Source organism: Streptomyces sp. NBC_00986 (assembly GCF_045162565.1).
GTDB lineage: Bacteria > Actinomycetota > Actinomycetes > Streptomycetales > Streptomycetaceae > Streptomyces.
The window spans coordinates 6,075,521-6,093,229 of record NZ_CP108733.1; the positions used below are offsets into that span (position 1 = coordinate 6,075,521).

At 68.2% G+C, this 17,709-nt stretch carries 16 protein-coding genes and 1 tRNA gene; 8 read left to right on the forward strand and 9 right to left on the reverse strand.

Going from position 1 to position 17,709, the window contains the following annotated elements:
• Positions 1 to 11: 11 nt before the first annotated feature.
• From OG504_RS27000 to OG504_RS27035, 8 genes are all read left to right on the forward strand, one after another.
• Entirely contained in the window at positions 12 to 197 is a 186-nt protein-coding gene (locus OG504_RS27000) for a mobile element transfer protein (RefSeq protein ID WP_384870044.1), read from the forward strand.
• 17 nt (positions 198 to 214) lie between these two features.
• A complete protein-coding gene (locus OG504_RS27005) occupies positions 215 to 496 on the forward strand; it encodes a hypothetical protein (protein ID WP_405992143.1) in 282 nt (93 codons plus the stop codon).
• Between the two features lie 93 nt (positions 497 to 589).
• Positions 590 to 775 carry a hypothetical protein gene (locus OG504_RS27010; RefSeq protein ID WP_405992144.1) on the forward strand — a complete coding sequence of 62 codons (186 nt, stop codon included), beginning with the start codon at positions 590 to 592 and terminating at the stop codon, positions 773 to 775.
• 5 nt (positions 776 to 780) lie between these two features.
• Entirely contained in the window at positions 781 to 1,029 is a 249-nt protein-coding gene (locus OG504_RS27015; RefSeq protein WP_405992145.1) for a hypothetical protein, read from the forward strand.
• Entirely contained in the window at positions 1,026 to 1,736 is a 711-nt protein-coding gene (locus tag OG504_RS27020) for a DNA methylase (RefSeq protein WP_405992146.1), read from the forward strand. Before OG504_RS27015 ends, OG504_RS27020 begins: the two co-directional genes overlap by 4 nt.
• Positions 1,733 to 3,127 (forward strand): replication initiator protein RepSA, encoded by a 1,395-nt coding sequence (gene repSA, locus OG504_RS27025; RefSeq protein ID WP_405992147.1) that lies wholly within the window; start codon positions 1,733 to 1,735, stop codon positions 3,125 to 3,127. Before OG504_RS27020 ends, repSA begins: the two co-directional genes overlap by 4 nt.
• The gene (locus tag OG504_RS27030; RefSeq protein ID WP_398845961.1) at positions 3,124 to 3,312 is read left to right on the forward strand and encodes a helix-turn-helix domain-containing protein; all 189 of its coding nucleotides are present in this window, start codon (positions 3,124 to 3,126) and stop codon (positions 3,310 to 3,312) included. The genes repSA and OG504_RS27030 overlap by 4 nt, the downstream gene beginning before the upstream one ends.
• A complete protein-coding gene (locus tag OG504_RS27035; RefSeq protein ID WP_405992148.1) occupies positions 3,312 to 4,469 on the forward strand; it encodes a tyrosine-type recombinase/integrase in 1,158 nt (385 codons plus the stop codon). Before OG504_RS27030 ends, OG504_RS27035 begins: the two co-directional genes overlap by 1 nt.
• A gap of 68 nt (positions 4,470 to 4,537) precedes the next feature.
• Here the strand turns inward: OG504_RS27035 and OG504_RS27040 are convergent.
• The 9 genes from OG504_RS27040 to dnaA form a co-directional block, all read right to left on the reverse strand.
• Positions 4,538 to 4,614: transfer RNA gene (locus tag OG504_RS27040), tRNA-Ile, on the reverse strand.
• Positions 4,615 to 4,737: 123 nt separating this feature from the next.
• A complete protein-coding gene (locus tag OG504_RS27045; RefSeq protein ID WP_405992149.1) occupies positions 4,738 to 5,538 on the reverse strand; it encodes a DUF3566 domain-containing protein in 801 nt (266 codons plus the stop codon).
• Positions 5,539 to 5,556: 18 nt separating this feature from the next.
• Positions 5,557 to 8,148 carry a DNA gyrase subunit A gene (gene gyrA / locus OG504_RS27050; protein ID WP_405992150.1) on the reverse strand — a complete coding sequence of 864 codons (2,592 nt, stop codon included), beginning with the start codon at positions 8,146 to 8,148 and terminating at the stop codon, positions 5,557 to 5,559.
• 42 nt (positions 8,149 to 8,190) lie between these two features.
• Positions 8,191 to 10,251 carry a DNA topoisomerase (ATP-hydrolyzing) subunit B gene (gene gyrB / locus OG504_RS27055; protein WP_405992151.1) on the reverse strand — a complete coding sequence of 687 codons (2,061 nt, stop codon included), beginning with the start codon at positions 10,249 to 10,251 and terminating at the stop codon, positions 8,191 to 8,193.
• Positions 10,252 to 10,604: 353 nt separating this feature from the next.
• On the reverse strand, positions 10,605 to 11,153 hold the full coding sequence (locus OG504_RS27060; RefSeq protein ID WP_405992152.1) for a DUF721 domain-containing protein: 549 nt from the start codon (positions 11,151 to 11,153) through the stop codon (positions 10,605 to 10,607).
• Positions 11,150 to 12,271: a DNA replication/repair protein RecF gene (gene recF, locus OG504_RS27065; protein ID WP_405992153.1), complete on the reverse strand. Its 1,122-nt coding sequence runs from the start codon at positions 12,269 to 12,271 to the stop codon at positions 11,150 to 11,152. Before recF ends, OG504_RS27060 begins: the two co-directional genes overlap by 4 nt.
• Before the next feature lie 87 nt (positions 12,272 to 12,358).
• On the reverse strand, positions 12,359 to 13,234 hold the full coding sequence (gnd, locus tag OG504_RS27070; RefSeq protein ID WP_405992154.1) for a phosphogluconate dehydrogenase (NAD(+)-dependent, decarboxylating): 876 nt from the start codon (positions 13,232 to 13,234) through the stop codon (positions 12,359 to 12,361).
• Positions 13,235 to 13,384: 150 nt separating this feature from the next.
• The gene (gene dnaN, locus OG504_RS27075) at positions 13,385 to 14,515 is read right to left on the reverse strand and encodes a DNA polymerase III subunit beta (protein WP_019073352.1); all 1,131 of its coding nucleotides are present in this window, start codon (positions 14,513 to 14,515) and stop codon (positions 13,385 to 13,387) included.
• Between the two features lie 1,215 nt (positions 14,516 to 15,730).
• Entirely contained in the window at positions 15,731 to 17,659 is a 1,929-nt protein-coding gene (gene dnaA, locus OG504_RS27080; RefSeq protein ID WP_405992155.1) for a chromosomal replication initiator protein DnaA, read from the reverse strand.
• Positions 17,660 to 17,709: the final 50 nt, after the last annotated feature.

Genomic DNA, 17,709 nt, shown 5'->3' on the forward strand with positions numbered 1-17,709 from the left:
GAGGTTCAGCCATGTCCCGCCCGAACCGCTTCGTCAACGTGATCCGTATCGGCCCCGTCAAGGTCGGCTCCTTCAACAACGGTCGGGGCCAGACCAAGCACACCGCCGCGTGCACGGCCCCGAGTTGCGGCTTCTCGACCGAGCACGACGACCGCTCGGCCGCCGAACTCGCCGCCCACACCCACAGGTGCGCCTGACCAGGAGGGACGGTCCGATGCAGTTACCCGAAGACCAGTGGCGTGCCGGTCACATCCCGTCCGATGTCTACCGGCAGATCCCGCACGGCACCGACCCGCGCAAGGTCGTGATCGTGCAGGAAGCCCCGCGCTCCTACAAAGGCCCGATCGTCCTGACCCTGGTCATCGTCGCCGGCTCGATCGCCGTGCTCCTGGTCATCGCGTTCGTCGTCCAGGTCATCGCCGGTGCGGCGATCGCGGTCCTGTCGGCCAGCGGCGGCATCAGTTACACGATCAGCCGCAACAGCAAGCACAAGTAGCACCGTCCGGGGCGGCCTCAACCGCCAAGTTTCCGCCGTCCCGGACGGCTCCACCACTTCCCGATCTTCCGACCCGAAAGGGCTCCACTCATCATGCCTGTTCGCCTCCCGAACCGTCCGGTCTGCCACCACTGCGACGGCTTCCCCGTCGTCTCCGTCACCACCGGCACCCGCCACAACGACGGCTCCCGCGTACTGCTCCGCGTCGTCTGCCCGGCCTGCGACGGCACCGGCCACGCCCTGCCGCTGCCCGCCGTTCTCGTTCCGGCCGGGAGGTGACGGCCGTGAAGAGCATCACCACCTCGGCCCACATCGAGCCGGACACCCGCAGCCGCGTCAGCATCTTCCCGGCATCCAGCCCACGCAGCGGTGACCACTTCGTCAGCCTGCGGATCGAGGGCGACTTCATCGAGATCGCGCTCATCGCACGCCCTGGTACCTCCGAGGCCTTGCGCAACCTGGCTGCGGCCGCAACGGAAGCCGCCGGCGCCCTGGACGCGATCGCTGCTGACTCGTGGGAGGCGGGCGAATGAGCGACATCGTCATCCTCAACGGCCTGCGGGTCCTGGATCTGTTCTCCTGCGCCGGCGGTGCTGCCATGGGCTACCACCGCGCCGGCTTCGCGGTCGACGGCTGCGACATCGTCGAACGTCCTCGCTACCCCTTCGCCTACCACCGGGGTGACGCGCTCGAATACCTCGACCGCCTGATCACCACGGGCGAGATCGCGCGGTACGCCCTCGTGCACGCCTCCCCGCCCTGCCAGGCCGGCTGCGCCCTCACGGTGGGAACCAACGCCTCGCAGGGCTGGGGCGGCACTCATGAGGACCTGGTGGCGCCCACGCGTGAGCTGCTCGACAGGTCCGGCCTGCCGTACGTGATTGAGCAGCCCAACGGCCGTGCGGCCATCCGTAAGGACGTCACCCTGTGCGGCGTGATGTTCGGCCTGGGCGTCTTCCGGCACCGCAACTTCGAGTTGGGCCGCTGGTCCACCCCCAAGCCCCGGCACGTCAAGCACGAGGGCTACGTGCGCGGCTACCGCCACGGCGTCTACCGGGAGGGCCCCTACCTCGCCGCGTACGGCAAGGGCGGCGGCAAGGCCACCGCTCCCGAGATGCAGCACGCCATGGGCATCACCTGGACCGACGTCCACGAAGAGCTGACGGAAGCGATCCCGCCCGCCTACGCGCAGTGGCTCGGCACCGCTTTCCTGACCGTGCGTCAGGAGGTGTTCGCGTGACTGACACCGCCACCTTGGCGGGTCTCGACTCGGCCACCCTCGGCGACGTGCTGAGGGTGGCCGGTTCGGCTGACTTCGACCGCTGGCAAGACCAGATCCGCCGCACCGGAGGCTGCTCCGACCCGATCCGGCTCGCCGGCGCCACGAAGACCATCGACCCGACCACCAAGACGATCCTGTACGCCTACACGACCGAGAACGAGCCCGGCGGCATGCTCCGCATCGCATGCGGCAACCGCCGCGCCTCCCGCTGCCCGGCCTGTGCCTGGACCTACGCCGGCGACACCTACCACCTCATCCGAGCCGGCCTCGTCGGAGACCCTGCCAAGGGCACCCCACACACGATCCGCGACCACCCCCGCGTCTTCGCCACCCTCACCGCCCCCTCGTTCGGACCCGTCCACAACCGACCCGGCAACCGGCCCTGCCGCTGCGGACAACGCCACGGTGAGGACGCACCCGAACTCGGCACCCCACTCGACCCTGACACCTACGACTACGCGGGCGCCGTGCTGTGGAACAACCACGCCTCCGACCTGTGGCGCTACTTCACGATCTACCTGCGCCGCGAGATCGCCAAGCGCGCCGGCCTCACCCAGAAGGAAGCCCGCGAACAGTCCCGCGTCGCCTTCGGCAAGGTCGCCGAATACCAAAAGCGCGGAGCCGTCCACTTCCACGCCGTCATCCGCTTCGACGGACCGGACGGGCCCGACAGTCCCCCGCCGGCTTGGGCCACACTCGACCTGCTCGACGACGCGATCCGTGCCGCCGCTGCCCGTGTCGCGGTCGACGTCGACTCGGCTGGAGACGAGCCGGCTCGCACGCTGCGGTGGGGCACGCAGCTCGATGTCCAGCCGATCGGCGCCTTCGGCCACGGCGAGGAGATCACCGAAGCGGCTGTCGCCTCCTACGTCGCCAAGTACGCGACGAAAGCGGCTGAGACCACGGGCACGGTCGACCGCCGGATCGGCAACAAGGAAGCCCTCGTGCTGCTCGGCGTGCCCGACCACCCCCGCCGGCTCATCGAAGCGTGCCTCGACCTGCACGCGCTCTACCCGGACCGCAAGCTCCGGGACTGGGCCCACATGCTCGGCTTCCGCGGCCACTTCTCCACCAAGTCCCGCAGCTACTCGACCACCCTGGGCGCCCTCCGCCAGGTCCGCGCCGACTACCGCGCAGCCCAACACCGCGAAGCCCTCGGCCTGCCCGACCCCGACGACAACCCGGAGGCAACCACGCTCACCCTCGCGCACTGGACCTACGCCGGCCACGGCTACACGCCCGGTGAGTCCTGGCTCGCCGCCAACATCCGCCGGGACATCCAACGCAGCCGCGAGACCGCCCGCGAGGAACTACCCGCCCTGCTCGGCCTGGAAGGAGCCGCCACATGACCACCGCAGCGCCGGAACTGCTCAAGGTGCCGGAGGTCATGACCCGGCTCAAGGTCGGCCGCACCAAGGTCTACGACCTGATCCGTACGCATCGCCTCGTCTCGATCAAGATCGACGGGTGCCGCCGTATCCCGGCTGACGCCGTGCGGGACTTCATCAACGGTCGTATCGGAGAGGGCGCCTGATGACCAAGAAGCGCCCCAACGGCGGGGGCACAATCTCAAAGCGCGCAGACGGCCGCTACATGGGCCGCGCGTACGTCACCGACACGGACGGCAACCGCACCCGCAAGACCGTCTATGGCGCCACGTGGGACGAAACTGACGAGAAACTCGGCAAGCTCCAAGACCAGGAGCGCAACGGCGTCCCTGTGCCTTCCCGTAGCTGGTCGCTCGGGGAGTGGCTGGCGTACTGGCTGGAGCACATCGTTGAGCCGGACTCCGAGCACAACACGTACGTCAAGTACGAGTCCAAGGTCAGGCTGTACCTGGTGCCACACCTCGGAAAGAAGTCGCTGGTCAAGCTGACTCCTGCCCAACTACGTGCCCTCATGGCCACGTTGAAGCGGAACAAGGTGCCGGCGCCCACTCGCTTCGAGGTGCTCCGTGTGCTCCGGAACGCCCTCAACCGGGCCATCCGCGAAGAGCTGCTGACCCGCAACGTCGCGCTCCTGGTCGACATGCCCAAGGTCAGCAAGGACAGGGGAAGGGCCTGGAGCGCTCGTGAGGCGGTCATCTTCCTGCGGGCCGCACGCGCCCACCGCTTCTACGCGGCCTGCGTCCTGGTCCTCGTCCTGGGCCTCCGCCGAAGCGAGGTGCTGGGCCTGCGCTGGCAGGACATCGACTTCGAGAACCGGCAGTTCACGCCGATCAAGCAAGTGCAGCGCGAGAAGGGCAAGGGCCTGATCCTCAAGGATCTCAAGACGGAGTCCTCGACGGCCGTGCTGCCGCTGCCTGAGTTCTGCGCTCGCGCCCTGGAAGAGCGCCGGCAACTGCAAGACCTGGAACGGCAGATCGTCGGTGACCAGTGGCGACAAGAGCCGGACCATGACGTGATCTTCTCGTCGGAACGAGGTGGGCTGACCGACCCGGTGGGCTTCTCTCGGACCTTCAACGCCCTCGTGAAGCGAGCCGGCGTGCGTCGCATCACCGTGCGGCTCGCGCGGCACACCTGCGGGACCCTGCTGGCCTTCCTGAAGGTGCATCCCAAGGTCGCTCAGACGATCCTCCGCCACAGCCAGATCAGCATGACCATGGACGTCTACACCCACGTGGTCGGCTCCGACCAACGGGAAGCCACCACGATGCTTGCCGAGCTGCTGGAAGATCCGTTCATCGGCTGATCGCTGCCGTTGGTGTCAACCGGTGGTGTCAAAAGACCCCCAGCCTGATCGGCTGGGGGTCTTCTGGCTGGTGGGGCTAACAGGATTTGAACCTGTGGCCTCATCCTTATCAGGGATGCGCTCTAACCAACTGAGCTATAGCCCCGCCGCGCTCTGCGGAGTGTGTCCCGCGCGCTGACTCCTGAAGATTAGCGCACGACATGGGCAGTCCCAAAATCGATAGTCACAGGACCGCCCGGGGAGGTTTCAACCCCCGTTCACCCGACTCTCACTCGTCCTCGGCGAGCGTCAGCTCGATGCCGCCGACGAAGCCGGCGGAGAGGTTGTAGATGAACGCGCCGAGCGTCGCGAGGGCCGTGGCCAGGACGACGTCGATGACCGCGATGATCCCCGAGAACGTCAGGACGTGCGGGAGGGACAGGAAGGACTGCAGGTCGAAGCCGTTCGACTCGTTCGAGCCGGTCGCCTCCGAGATCGTGCCGCCGACCGTCGAGAAGACCCCCATCGCGTCCATGACCATCCACAGCACCGCGGACGCCACGACCGTGCAGATGCCCAGCGCGATGGAGAGCAGGAAGCTGACCTTCATCACCGACCACGGGTCGGCCTTGGCCACCCGCAGCCGCGCCTTACGGGTGCGCGGCGCGGTACGCGCGCCCGTACGCGGCCGCCGTACGGCACCGCTCTGGGCGGCGGGCGACTGCGTGGGATAGGCCTGCGGCGGGTGGTACGGCCCTGCGGCCTGCTGCGGCTGACGCTCGCCCGGCAAGGGGGAACCGGGAGGCGCGGCCGGTGCGGCGGGCTGGGCCGGCGCCTGGCCCTGGGCCGGAGCCTTGGCGCCCGGCGCGGCCGGGCCCGCCCCAGCGGACTGCTGCTGGGTCTGCGGACCTCGGGTGTCCGTCACAGTTCCCCCCTGGGATCCATGCGAGTCGGGCGAGTGCGCGTCCGTCTTCTTCACGTCGATCGCACGCAGTTGGGTCGTGTGCGGATCTGTCGCGTTCGCGGCGGAGCCACGGCCGCCGCCGTCCGTGTCCGTACCGGTCGATCCGGCGCCCGTGGCTCCGCTCACGATGACTCTCTCCTCGTGCTACTCGTCCGAGGGTGCGTCACCCTCGTCCGTGCCGGTGGTCGCGACACCCTCGGTGGTCTCGTCGCCGGCATCGTCGCCGACGACTTCCTCCGCCTCGGGTCCCGCCTCGGCGTTACGAGCGATACCGACGACGGCATCGCGCTTGCCCAGGTTGATCAGTTGGACGCCCATGGTGTCACGGCCCGTCTCCCTGACCTCGTTGACTCGCGTACGAATCACACCGCCGGACAGCGTGATGGCGAGGATCTCGTCGGTCTCCTCGACCACCAGCGCGCCGACGAGAGAACCGCGGTCCTCGACGATCTTGGCGGCCTTGATACCCAGGCCGCCGCGACCCTGGACGCGGTACTCGTCGACGGCGGTCCGCTTCGCGTACCCGCCGTCTGTGGCAGTGAACACGAACGTACCGGGTCGAACAACATTCATCGAGAGAAGTTGGTCGCCCTCGCGGAAACTCATGCCCTTGACACCGGAGGTGGCACGCCCCATGGGGCGCAGCGCGTCGTCCGTGGCGGTGAACCGGATCGACTGTGCCTTCTTGCTGATCAGCAGCAGATCGTCCTCGGACGAGACGAGTTCGGCGCCGATCAGTTCGTCGTCGGAACCGTCCTCCGTCTCACGGAGGTTGATCGCGATGACACCGCCGGAGCGAGGCGAATCGTAATCCTTCAGAGGCGTCTTCTTCACCAAGCCTCCCTTGGTGGCGAGGACCAGGTAGGGCGCCGCTTCGTAGTCGCGGATCGCGAGGATCTCCGCGATCGCCTCGTCCGGCTGGAAGGCCAGCAGGTTCGCCACGTGCTGCCCACGCGCGTCCCGTCCGGCGTCGGGGAGTTCGTACGCCTTCGCGCGGTAGACGCGGCCCTTGTTGGTGAAGAACAGCAGCCAGTGGTGGGTCGTCGACACGAAGAAGTGGTCGACGATGTCGTCTTCCTTGAGCTTCGTGCCGCGTACGCCCTTGCCGCCGCGCTTCTGGGAGCGGTAGTCGTCCGCCTTGGTGCGCTTGACGTAGCCGCCGCGCGAGATGGTGACGACGATGTCCTCTTCGGCGATCAGGTCCTCCATGGACATGTCGCCGTCGAAGGGCACCAGCATCGTCTTGCGGTCGTCGCCGAACTTCTCGACGATCGCGGCGAGTTCCTCGCTGACGATGCCGCGCTGGCGGACCGGGGAGGCGAGGATCGCGTTGTACTCGGTGATCTTCGCCTGGAGTTCGTCGTGCTCCTGGATGATCTTCTGACGCTCCAGGGCGGCCAGTCGGCGGAGCTGCATCTCCAGAATGGCGTTCGCCTGGATCTCGTCGATCTCCAGGAGGCCCATCAGGCCCGTGCGCGCGATGTCGACGGTGTCGCTGCGCCGGATCAGCGCGATGACCTCGTCGATGGCGTCCAGGGCCTTCAGGAGGCCGCGCAGGATGTGCGCCCGCTCCTCGGCCTTGCGCAGCCGGAACTTCGTCCGGCGGACGATGACCTCGATCTGGTGCGCCACCCAGTGCCGGATGAACGCGTCGAGCGAGAGCGTGCGCGGCACACCGTCGACCAGGGCCAGCATGTTGGCGCTGAAGTTCGACTGAAGGTCCGTGTGCTTGTAGAGGTTGTTCAGTACGACCTTGGCGACCGCGTCCCTCTTCAGGACGATGACGAGGCGCTGGCCGGTACGGGACGACGTCTCGTCGCGGACGTCCGCGATGCCGCCGACCTTGCCGTCCTTCACCAGGTCGGCGATCTTCTGCGCGAGGTTGTCGGGGTTGGTCTGGTAGGGGAGTTCGGTGACCACCAGGCACTGGCGGTTCTGGATCTCCTCGACCTCGACGACCGCGCGCATGGTGATCGAGCCGCGTCCGGTGCGGTACGCCTCCTCGATGCCCTTGCGGCCGACGACGAGCGCGCCGGTCGGGAAGTCGGGGCCCTTGATGCGCTCGATCAGCGCGTCCAGCAGCTCCTCGTGCGAGGCCTCGGGGTTCTCCAGGCACCACTGGGCGCCCGCCGCGACCTCACGGAGGTTGTGCGGCGGGATGTTGGTGGCCATCCCGACCGCGATGCCCGCCGAGCCGTTGATCAGCAGGTTCGGGAAGCGGGCCGGCAGGACGGTCGGCTCCTGGGAGCGGCCGTCGTAGTTGTCCGTGAAGTCGACGGTCTCCTCGTCGATGTCACGGACCATCTCCATGGACAGCGGCGCCAGCTTGCACTCGGTGTAGCGCATGGCGGCGGCGGGGTCGTTGCCCGGAGAGCCGAAGTTGCCGTTGGAGTCCACCAGCGGCATCCGCATCGACCACGGCTGCGCGAGGCGGACCAGCGCGTCGTAGATCGAGGAGTCGCCGTGCGGGTGGTAGTTGCCCATGACGTCGCCGACGACACGGGCGCACTTGTAGAAGCCCTTCTCGGGCCGGTAGCCGCCGTCGTACATGGCGTACAGGACGCGGCGGTGGACGGGCTTGAGGCCGTCACGGACGTCGGGCAGGGCTCGCGACACGATGACGGACATCGCGTAGTCGAGGTACGAGCGCTGCATCTCCGTCTCGAGCCCGACGGGCTCGACGCGCTGGGCGATGACGCCCTCTTCAGGCGTACTGGGAGTGTTCTCGTCGGCCATTGCTGGTGAAGATCCTTCCTGATGCGGTCAGCTGAGACCGACTCAGATGTCGAGGAAGCGGACGTCCTTGGCGTTGCGCTGGATGAACTGGCGGCGCGCCTCGACGTCCTCGCCCATGAGGACCGAGAACAGGTCGTCGGCCTGCGCGGCGTCGTCCAGGGTGACCTGGCCGAGGACGCGGTGCTCCTGGTCCATCGTGGTGATGCGCAGCTCCTCGGCGTTCATCTCGCCGAGACCCTTGAAGCGCTGGATCGAGTCTTCCTTGATGCGCTTGCCGCTCTGCCGGCCCAGCTCGATCAGGGCGTCGCGCTCGCGGTCCGAGTACGCGTACTCGAAGTCGTCACGGCCCCACTTGATCTTGTACAGCGGGGGACGGGACAGGAACACGTGCCCGGCCTCGACCAGCGGCCGCATGAAGCGGAACAGGAAGGTCAGCAGCAGGGTGCTGATGTGCTGACCGTCGACGTCGGCGTCCGCCATCAGGATGATCTTGTGATAGCGCAGCCTGGCGATGTCGAAGTCCTCGTGGACTCCGGTGCCGAAGGCGGAGATCAGTGCCTGGATCTCCTGGTTCTGCAGGATCTTGTCGATCCTGGCCTTCTCGACGTTGAGGATCTTTCCCCGGATCGGGAGGATCGCCTGGTACTGCGGGTTCCGGCCGGACTTGGCCGAGCCGCCGGCGGAGTCACCCTCGACGATGAAGATCTCGCACTTGGTGGGGTCGTTCGACTGGCAGTCGGACAGCTTGCCCGGCAGCGAAGCCGTCTCCAGCAGACCCTTGCGACGGGTGAGGTCACGGGCCTTGCGGGCCGCCACGCGCGCGGTGGCCGCCTGGATGCCCTTGCGGATGATGTCCGAGGCCTCGTTCGGGTTGCGGTCGAGCCAGTCGTTGAGGTGCTCGTAGACCGCCTTCTGTACGAAGGTCTTCGCTTCGGTGTTGCCGAGCTTGGTCTTGGTCTGGCCCTCGAACTGCGGCTCGGCCAGCTTCACCGAGATGATCGCGGTCAGACCCTCGCGGATGTCGTCACCCGTGAGGTTGTCGTCCTTCTCGCGGAGCAGCTTCTTGTCGCGCGCGTACTTGTTGATCAGCGACGTCAGCGCGGCCCGGAAGCCCTCTTCGTGCGTGCCGCCCTCATGCGTGTGGATGATGTTGGCGAAGGAGTAGACACCCTCGCTGTAACCACTGTTCCACTGCATCGCGACCTCGAGGGACAGGCTCTTGTCCTTGTCCTCCGCCTCCAGGTCGATGACGGTCGGGTGCACCACGTCCCCCTTGCGGGAGTTGAGGTACGTCACGTAGTCGACGATGCCGCCCTCGTAGTGGTACGTGACGGTCTTGACGTCGTCCTTCTCGTCCGCACCCGCCTCGTCGGCACCGGCCGTGGCCTTCGCCAGCTCGCGCTCGTCAGTGAGTTTGATCGTCAAACCCTTGTTGAGGAACGCCATCTCCTGGAAGCGCCGCGACAGCGTCTCGAAGGAGTACTCGGTGGTCTCGAAGATGTCCGGGTCGGCCCAGAAGGTGACCGAGGTGCCGGTCTCGCTCGTGGCCTCGTGCTGCGCGAGCGGGGCGGTCGGAACGCCCAGCTTGTAGTCCTGCGTCCAGCGGTATCCGTCGGTCCTGACCTCGACGGCGACCTTGCTGGACAGCGCGTTCACCACGGACACGCCCACGCCGTGCAGACCGCCGGAGACCGCGTAACCGCCGCCCCCGAACTTGCCGCCCGCGTGCAGCACCGTCAGCACGACCTCGACGGCCGGCTTGCCCTCGGACGGGACGATGCCCACCGGGATGCCTCGGCCGTTGTCGATGACGCGGACGCCGCCGTCGTGAAGGATCGTGACGTCGATCGTGTCCGCGTGCCCGGCCAGCGCCTCGTCGACGGAGTTGTCGACGACTTCCTGCACGAGGTGGTGCAGGCCGCGCTCGCCGGTCGAGCCGATGTACATACCGGGTCGCTTGCGGACCGCGTCCAGACCCTCGAGGACGGTGATGGCGCTGGCGTCGTACGAGGCGGTGACCTCGCCGTTCGAGGTGTGAGCCCCGCCGTTGGCGCCGGCGTCGGTGGACGGGATGTTCTCGTTGGGGTTGCCGGAATCGGCCACGAAGCGCCCTTTCTGGCACAGCACAAGCCAGGCTCCCGGCGGTTGGCCGGAGCGGCTGCGGCGTGTTGCGTTGGTAAGCCTTAGTCAGCGTTGCTCGGTGTGTGTCCCACAAGTGGGGCGGGATTGCTTCCAGTCTACCGGTAGCGCCGACATGGATGGGGGTTTGCCGGTACCTGAGTCCTCATGTGCCGCCCTCAACCGGTCTCTCCCGACTCCCCATATGCGGAACGGGGCTCAAAGAGGCTCACGGAGGCACTCAGCGCTTCCGGGTGTCAACCCTTTGCTACTCCGGGGTCAGGTCGGTATTCGCAACCGCGTCCGTTCACCCGCCGGAGCCCGCGCTGTGATGTCAGTCACCCATAGGTGTCGCCGGGACCCGTGCTGCCGGGAGCGCGCAGGGGACCGTAGCGGCGGGGCGGCCCAGCTGGGCCGTTCACCTTGAGGAGCTTCACCGTGCCGTGCCCCAGGTCCTCGTTCAGCCGGGCCACCAGCTGCGGGGCGAGGAGGCGCAGGTTCGTCGCCCAGGCCGTCGAGTCGCAGCGCACGACCAGGACCCGCTCGTCCTCGTCGTACTTCTCCGGTACGCAGTGGTTGGCCAGGTCCTCGCCGACGATCTGCGGCCAGCGGCCCATCACACCGCCCACCGCGGCCGGCGTCTCCCAGCCGCGCTCGTTCAGCAGCCGGTTGATCGCAGCGCCGAGGGCCATCGGGTCGCGGCCGTCGGCGCGCGCGCCGGAGCGCAGGCCGCCGCGCCGCGCCTGCTTCTTCTGCTGCGCCGCGTCCCCACGCGCGCGTGCCTGTTCCTTCGCGGCGCGCAACGCCACGCGCGCGAGGTCGACGCCGGAGGGCTCGGCGGCCTTCTTGGGCGCGGGTTCCCCGCCCGCGGGCTGATCCGTCGTCATACGCGCTCCACCGCTCCCTCCGCCACGCTGTACCGCGTCCCCGCCAGGACGTGCGGTACGTCGTCGTCGACCGCGGCCGTCACCAGCACCTGCTCACCGGGCGCCACCAGCTCCGCCAGCCGCTCCCGGCGGCGCGTGTCCAGCTCGGCGAACACATCGTCGAGGACGAGCACCGGCTCATTCCCCTCGCCCCGGAGGAGGTCGTACGACGCGAGCCGCAACGCCAGCGCGTACGACCAGGACTCACCGTGCGAGGCGTACCCCTTTGCGGGCATCGGACCGAGTTTGAGAACCAAATCGTCCCGATGCGGTCCTACGAGGGTGACGCCTCGCTCGATCTCCTGCTTGCGTGCCTCCGCGATCGCCGCCATCAACTGCTCGTAGAGGTCTTCACGCGTGTGTGCCTCACCGGGCGCCGACGGCTTGTACTCCAGGGCCACCGGGCCGCCGCCGGGGGCGAGTTGCTCGTACGCCTTGTCGGCGAGGGGCTGGACCGCGGCGATCAGATCGAGCCGCTGGGCGAGCAACTCGGCGCCCACGCGCGCGAGATGCTGATCCCACACGTCGAGCGTGGACAGGTCCATCGACCGCCCACCGTGCCGCCGCGCCAACGCGGCCGATTTCAGCAGGGTGTTGCGCTGCTTGAGCACCCGCTCGTAGTCGGAACGGACCCCGGCCATGCGCGGCGAGCGCGCGGTGATCAGCTCGTCCAGGAAGCGGCGCCGCTCGCCCGGGTCGCCCTTCACCAGGGCGAGATCCTCGGGCGCGAACAGCACGGTCCGTACGATGCCCAGCACGTCACGGGGCCTGACCTGCGAGGACCGGTTGATGCGGGCGCGGTTGGCGCGGCCGGGGTTCAGCTCCAGCTCGACCAGCTGCTGCCGCTCGCCCTGCCTGACCTGCGCCCGGATGATCGCCCGCTCGGCGCCCATGCGGACGAGGGGGGCGTCGGAGGAGACGCGGTGACTGCCCAGGGTGGCGAGATAGCCGATCGCCTCGACGAGGTTGGTCTTGCCCTGCCCGTTGGGGCCCACGAACGCGGTGACGCCGGGGTCGAGCGGGACGTCGACCCCGGCGTAGGAGCGGAAGTCGGCCAGCGACAGATGCGTGACGTGCATGGTCGTTCGCCGACCTCCCCCAGGTTGTGGATCCACAGGCCGGGGCCCGTGGATCTGCGGATCTGTGGATTACTTCGTCGTTGTGGGCTACTTCGTCTCTACCGCGTGGCCGCCGAACTGGTTGCGCAGAGCGGCGATCATCTTCATCTGCGGCGAGTCCTCCTGGCGCGACGCGAACCGCGCGAAGAGGGAGGCCGTGATCGCGGGCAGCGGCACGGCGTTGTCGATGGCCGCCTCGACGGTCCAGCGGCCCTCGCCGGAGTCCTCGGCGTAGCCCTTGAGCTTGTCCAAGTGCTCGTCGCCGTCAAGGGCGTTGACGGCCAGGTCGAGCAGCCAGGAACGGATGACCGTGCCCTCCTGCCAGGAGCGGAAGACCTCGCGGACGTCCGTCACCGAGTCGACCTTCTCCAGCAGCTCCCAGCCCTCGGCATAGGCCTGCATCATGGCGTACTCGATGCCGTTGTGGACCATCTTCGAGAAGTGGCCCGCGCCGACCTTGCCGGCGTGGACGAAGCCGAACTCGCCCTCGGGCTTGAGGGCGTCGAAGACGGGCTGGACCTTGGCGATGTTCTCGGCGGCGCCGCCGACCATCAGCGCGTAGCCGTTCTGGAGGCCCCAGACGCCGCCTGAGACGCCCGCGTCGACGAAGCCGATGCCCTTGGCCCCGAGCTCCTCGGCGTGCTTCTCGTCGTCCGTCCAGCGGGAGTTGCCGCCGTCCACGACGACGTCACCGGGCTCCAGGAGGCCGGCCAGCTCGTCGACGGTCGCCTGGGTCGGGGCACCGGCCGGGACCACCACCCACACCACGCGCGGGCCCTTGAGCTTGCCCACAAGCTCTCCCAGGCTGTGGACATCGGCGAGGTCCGGGTTGCGGTCGTATCCGATGACGGTGTGGCCTGCGCGGCGGATGCGCTCACGCATGTTGCCGCCCATCTTGCCGAGGCCGACGAGACCGAGCTCCATCAGTTGTTCCTTAGGGTGCGACGTGGCATGAAGGCACTTGCGTACCTGTGTCCGAGCCTAGACCCGGACGGTCATGCACACCTGTGGGCATACGCGCTCAGAAGTACCGAGCCGTATGCCCCGACCTGCGGTGTTCTCGTCGGTGCAGGATCAGCCGCTGAGGCGGACCGGCATGATCAGGTACTTGTAGGCCTCGTCCGCCTCGGCGTCCAGGGCCGGCTTGCCGCTGAGCAGCGCCGGCTTGGTGGACGTCGTGAAGGAGAGCTGGGCCACCGGGGAGTCGATGGCGCTCAGGCCGTCCAGCAGGAACGTCGGGTTGAAGGCGATCGACACGTCGTCGCCCTCAAGGTTGGCGTCGACGCGCTCCACAGCCTGTGCGTCGTCGCTGGAACCGGCCTCCAGGATCAGCACACCCTGCTCGAAGCTCAGCCGCACCGGGGTGTTGCGCTCGGCGACCAGGGCCACACGCTTGACGGCCTCCACGAAGGGGGCGGTCTCGATCACGGCGATGGAGTTGAACTCCGTCGGGAACAGCGAGCGGTACTTCGGGAGGTCGCCCTCCAGGAGGCGGGTCGTCGTACGACGGCCGGCGCCCTCGAAGCCGATGAGGCCTTCTCCCGCGCCCGAGCCGGACAGCGCCAGGATGACGCTGTCGCCGCTCGTGAGGGCCTTGGCGGTGTCCAGGAGCGTCTTGGCGGGCACCAGGGCGACCGCGGACGCCTCCGGGTTCTCCGGCTTCCACAGGAACTCACGGACCGCGAAGCGGTAGCGGTCGGTGGACGCCAGCGTCACCGTGTCGCCCTCGATCTCGATGCGCACACCGGTGAGGACGGGCAGCGTGTCGTCACGGCCGGCGGCGATGGCCACCTGGGCGGCCGCCGAGGCGAACACCTCACCGGGGACGGTGCCGGTCGCGCCCGGCATCTGCGGCAGCGCCGGGTACTCCTCCACAGGCAGTGTGTGCAGCGTGAAGCGGGAGGAGCCGCAGACCACCGTCGCCCGTACACCGTCTGTGGAAATCTCCACCGGCCGGTTGGGGAGGGCGCGGCAGATGTCGGCGAGCAGTCGGCCGGAGACGAGGACCGTGCCCTCCTCCTCGACCTCCGCGTCGACCGACACGCGCGCGGAGACCTCGTAGTCGAAGCTGGACAGGCTCAGCTGTCCCTCCTCGGACTTCAGCAGGAGGCCGGCGAGGACCGGCGCCGGCGGACGGGCCGGGAGGCTGCGTGCCGCCCAGGCCACTGCCTCCGCGAGTACGTCGCGTTCCACCCGGATCTTCACTGTTGCCGCCTCCTGCTGTTGCCGGCGCTTCTCGGCCTGCCTGGCTTCGTCGTCTGTCTCGGTGTCGTCGGTCCCTGTGAGGGGAAGGACATCGGGGAACAGTCTGACGCACGGCACTGACAGTAGGTGCCTATCGGGGTCAAGTCGTGACGAGGGGCTGTCGGGCGACGAAGCGCGAGTTGTGCACAGGCCCCGCTTCGAAACGGTTTCCCAGCTCTCTCTAGTTGCTAGTAGTAGTAGGGGCTGTGGATACCGTGGATAACCGCGTTTTCGCAGGTCAGGGCGGGAATTTTGTCCACCGACCCTGTGGGCGACGGCGGTGGACAACTTCGGGTTTCTGTGGAGAACGGAAAGTTCTGCACACCCCATGCACAGCCGAGGGCCACTTCTCCCCAGCGCCGTCCCCAGCTTTACCCGCCTTTCCCACAGCCCAACCCGGCACCTTCGTGTGACGCCTTTCACTCGACACGGTGAGATGGCGCGTTGCGTTGCCGAACAGTGGACAGCGGTGTGGAGAAGCTGGAGATCGCTGGGGACAACCGGCCCCGGCCTGTGGGTTGTCGGTGGACAACTTGATCCACAGGCTGGGGATCAAGAGTCTCTCCACAGCCTGTGGATATCTTTTGTCCACGAATCCACAAGCACTTGACCTGGTCTGATGGTCCCTCACCCGCGACGCCTGTGGACACGATCTGGACAACTTCACAGTCCCCAGGGTGTGGACGGAAGAAAGTCACCGAATCTGTGGAGGACGGCCGTAACCCGGCGGGTATTCGAACAGCGGGGGTTCGGTCCGTGGGTTTGAAACGACGGCGAGCGTCTGCCGGATCGGCTCTGGATGCGCTCCGAACGTGCTTCGGGCGGGCTGAGAATCAGCTGCGGACCGCTTCGGAGGGGCTTCAGGGCGGCTCCGTAACCCTCGGGAACGGCTTCGAAGAGGCTCCGAAGCGGGTCCGGAAACGTCCGTGGATCGTCATCGGACGCCACTGACACCTCCGCCCGCCTCCTCCGGGATGCCTCTCTCGGCGCGGCCCCCGGCGCCCCTGCGGCGCTCCCGTCCACCTCTTTCCGCCCTCTTCCGGCGCCCGCCGAAGCGCCTCCCGGCGTCGTCTCAGCGCCCCGTCCCGACCGCCTCCCGGCACGGCAAAAGGCGCCCCGGGAAAGATCCCGGGGCGCCCTCGGTGCCGTAGCTCTGGTGTCGTAACTCCCCGGCTGTCAGCCGTTCTTGATGCGGTTGGTCAGTTCGGTGACCTGGTTGTAGATCGAGCGGCGCTCGGCCATGAGGGCGCGAATCTTGCGGTCGGCGTGCATGACCGTCGTGTGGTCGCGGCCGCCGAACTGCGCGCCGATCTTCGGCAGGGAGAGGTCGGTCAGTTCGCGGCACACGTACATGGCGATCTGCCGGGCCGTGACCAGCTGGCGGCCGCGTGAACTGCCGCACAGGTCCTCGACCGTGATGCCGAAGTAGTCGGCGGTCGCTCCCATGATCGCCGTCGCGGTGATCTCCGGTGTGGAGTCCTCGCCGCCCGGGATCAGGTCCTTGAGGACGATCTCGGTGAGACCGAGGTCCACCGGCTGCCGGTTGAGCGACGCGAACGCCGTCACCCGGATCAGCGCCCCCTCCAGCTCGCGGATGTTCCGCGAGATGCGGGAGGCGATGAACTCCAGGACCTCCGGCGGGGCGTTGAGCTGCTCCTGCACCGCCTTCTTACGAAGGATGGCGATACGGGTCTCCAGCTCGGGCGGTTGGACGTCGGTGATCAGTCCCCACTCGAAACGGTTCCGCAGCCGGTCCTCCAGCGTGACCAGCTGCTTGGGCGGCCGGTCGCTGGAGAGCACGATCTGCTTGTTCGCGTTGTGGAGCGTGTTGAACGTGTGGAAGAACTCCTCCTGCGTCGACTCCTTGTCCGCGAGGAACTGGATGTCGTCGACAAGAAGGATGTCCATCTCGCGGTACCGCTTGCGGAAGCTGTCGCCCTTGCCGTCGCGGATCGAGTTGATGAACTCGTTGGTGAACTCCTCGGAGCTGACGTACCGCACGCGCGTGCCGGGGTACAGGCTCCGGGCATAGTGCCCGATCGCGTGCAGCAGGTGCGTCTTGCCGAGCCCCGACTCCCCATAGATGAAAAGGGGGTTGTACGCCTTCGCGGGCGCCTCGGCGACGGCGACCGCGGCCGCGTGCGCGAACCGGTTCGAGGCGCCGATGACGAACGTGTCGAAGAGGTACTTCGGGTTCAGGCGTGCGGTCGGCTCACCCGGGCCGGCCGCCGGCGCGGGCTTCGAGCCCAGCGGCCCCGGACCGCTGCGGTGCACATGACCGGAGTTGGACGGCACGTGCGAGTCGGACAGGTCGCGGCGCGCGTCGCGCTGGTTGTACTGCTCCCGGGACTTCTCGTACTCGGCCCGCGACTGTTCGTACTCGGCGCGCTGCTGCTCGTACGACGGACGCTCCATCGACTGCGGGCGGTACTCCTGCTGCGGCGGCGCGTACTGGTCCTGCTGCGACTGGTACGAGTCCTGCGGCGGACCGTACTTGTCCTTCGCGGGTGCCCCGTACTGATCCTGGGACGGCGGTCCGTACTGGTCCTGAGGCGGCGACGCGTACGGGTCCCGCTCGGGGAAGCCGAGCCGCTGCTGCTGCCAGCCGTAGTCGTCCTGCGACGGACGCGGCCAGGCGCCCGGCTCGGGGCGCTGGTATTCCGACGGGTAGGCGGGGCGGGCGGTGGGCAGCTGGTCGCCGGGGCCGCCCGGGAGCGGCTCGGCGCGATGACGGCCGTAGCCGCCCTCGTAGGGGTCGCGGTTCTGCTCGGGTTCCTCGTAGCGGCGCTGGGGCTGGGCGGGGGGTGCCGGCGGGCCGGGGGGCTCGCCGGCGGAGTCGTCGACGGTGATCGCGATACGGATGGGCCGGCCGCACTCGCGGCTCAGCGTCTCGCTGACGATCGGCGCGAGGCGGCCTTCGAGCACGCCCTTCGCAAATTCGTTCGGTACGGCGAGCAAGGCGGTGTCGGCGACGAGTGCCAGGGGTTGGCAGCGCCGGATCCAGTGCTCGTCCTTGGTCTCGACACCCTGCCCACGCCCCTCACCGAGAAGTTGCTCCAGCACTCGTGGCCACACTGCGGCAAGATCGGCAGGTACGTCAGCCACAGGGCACGCTCTCTCACGGGTCCCACGAACGTGTGGTTCGCGGACGGGAC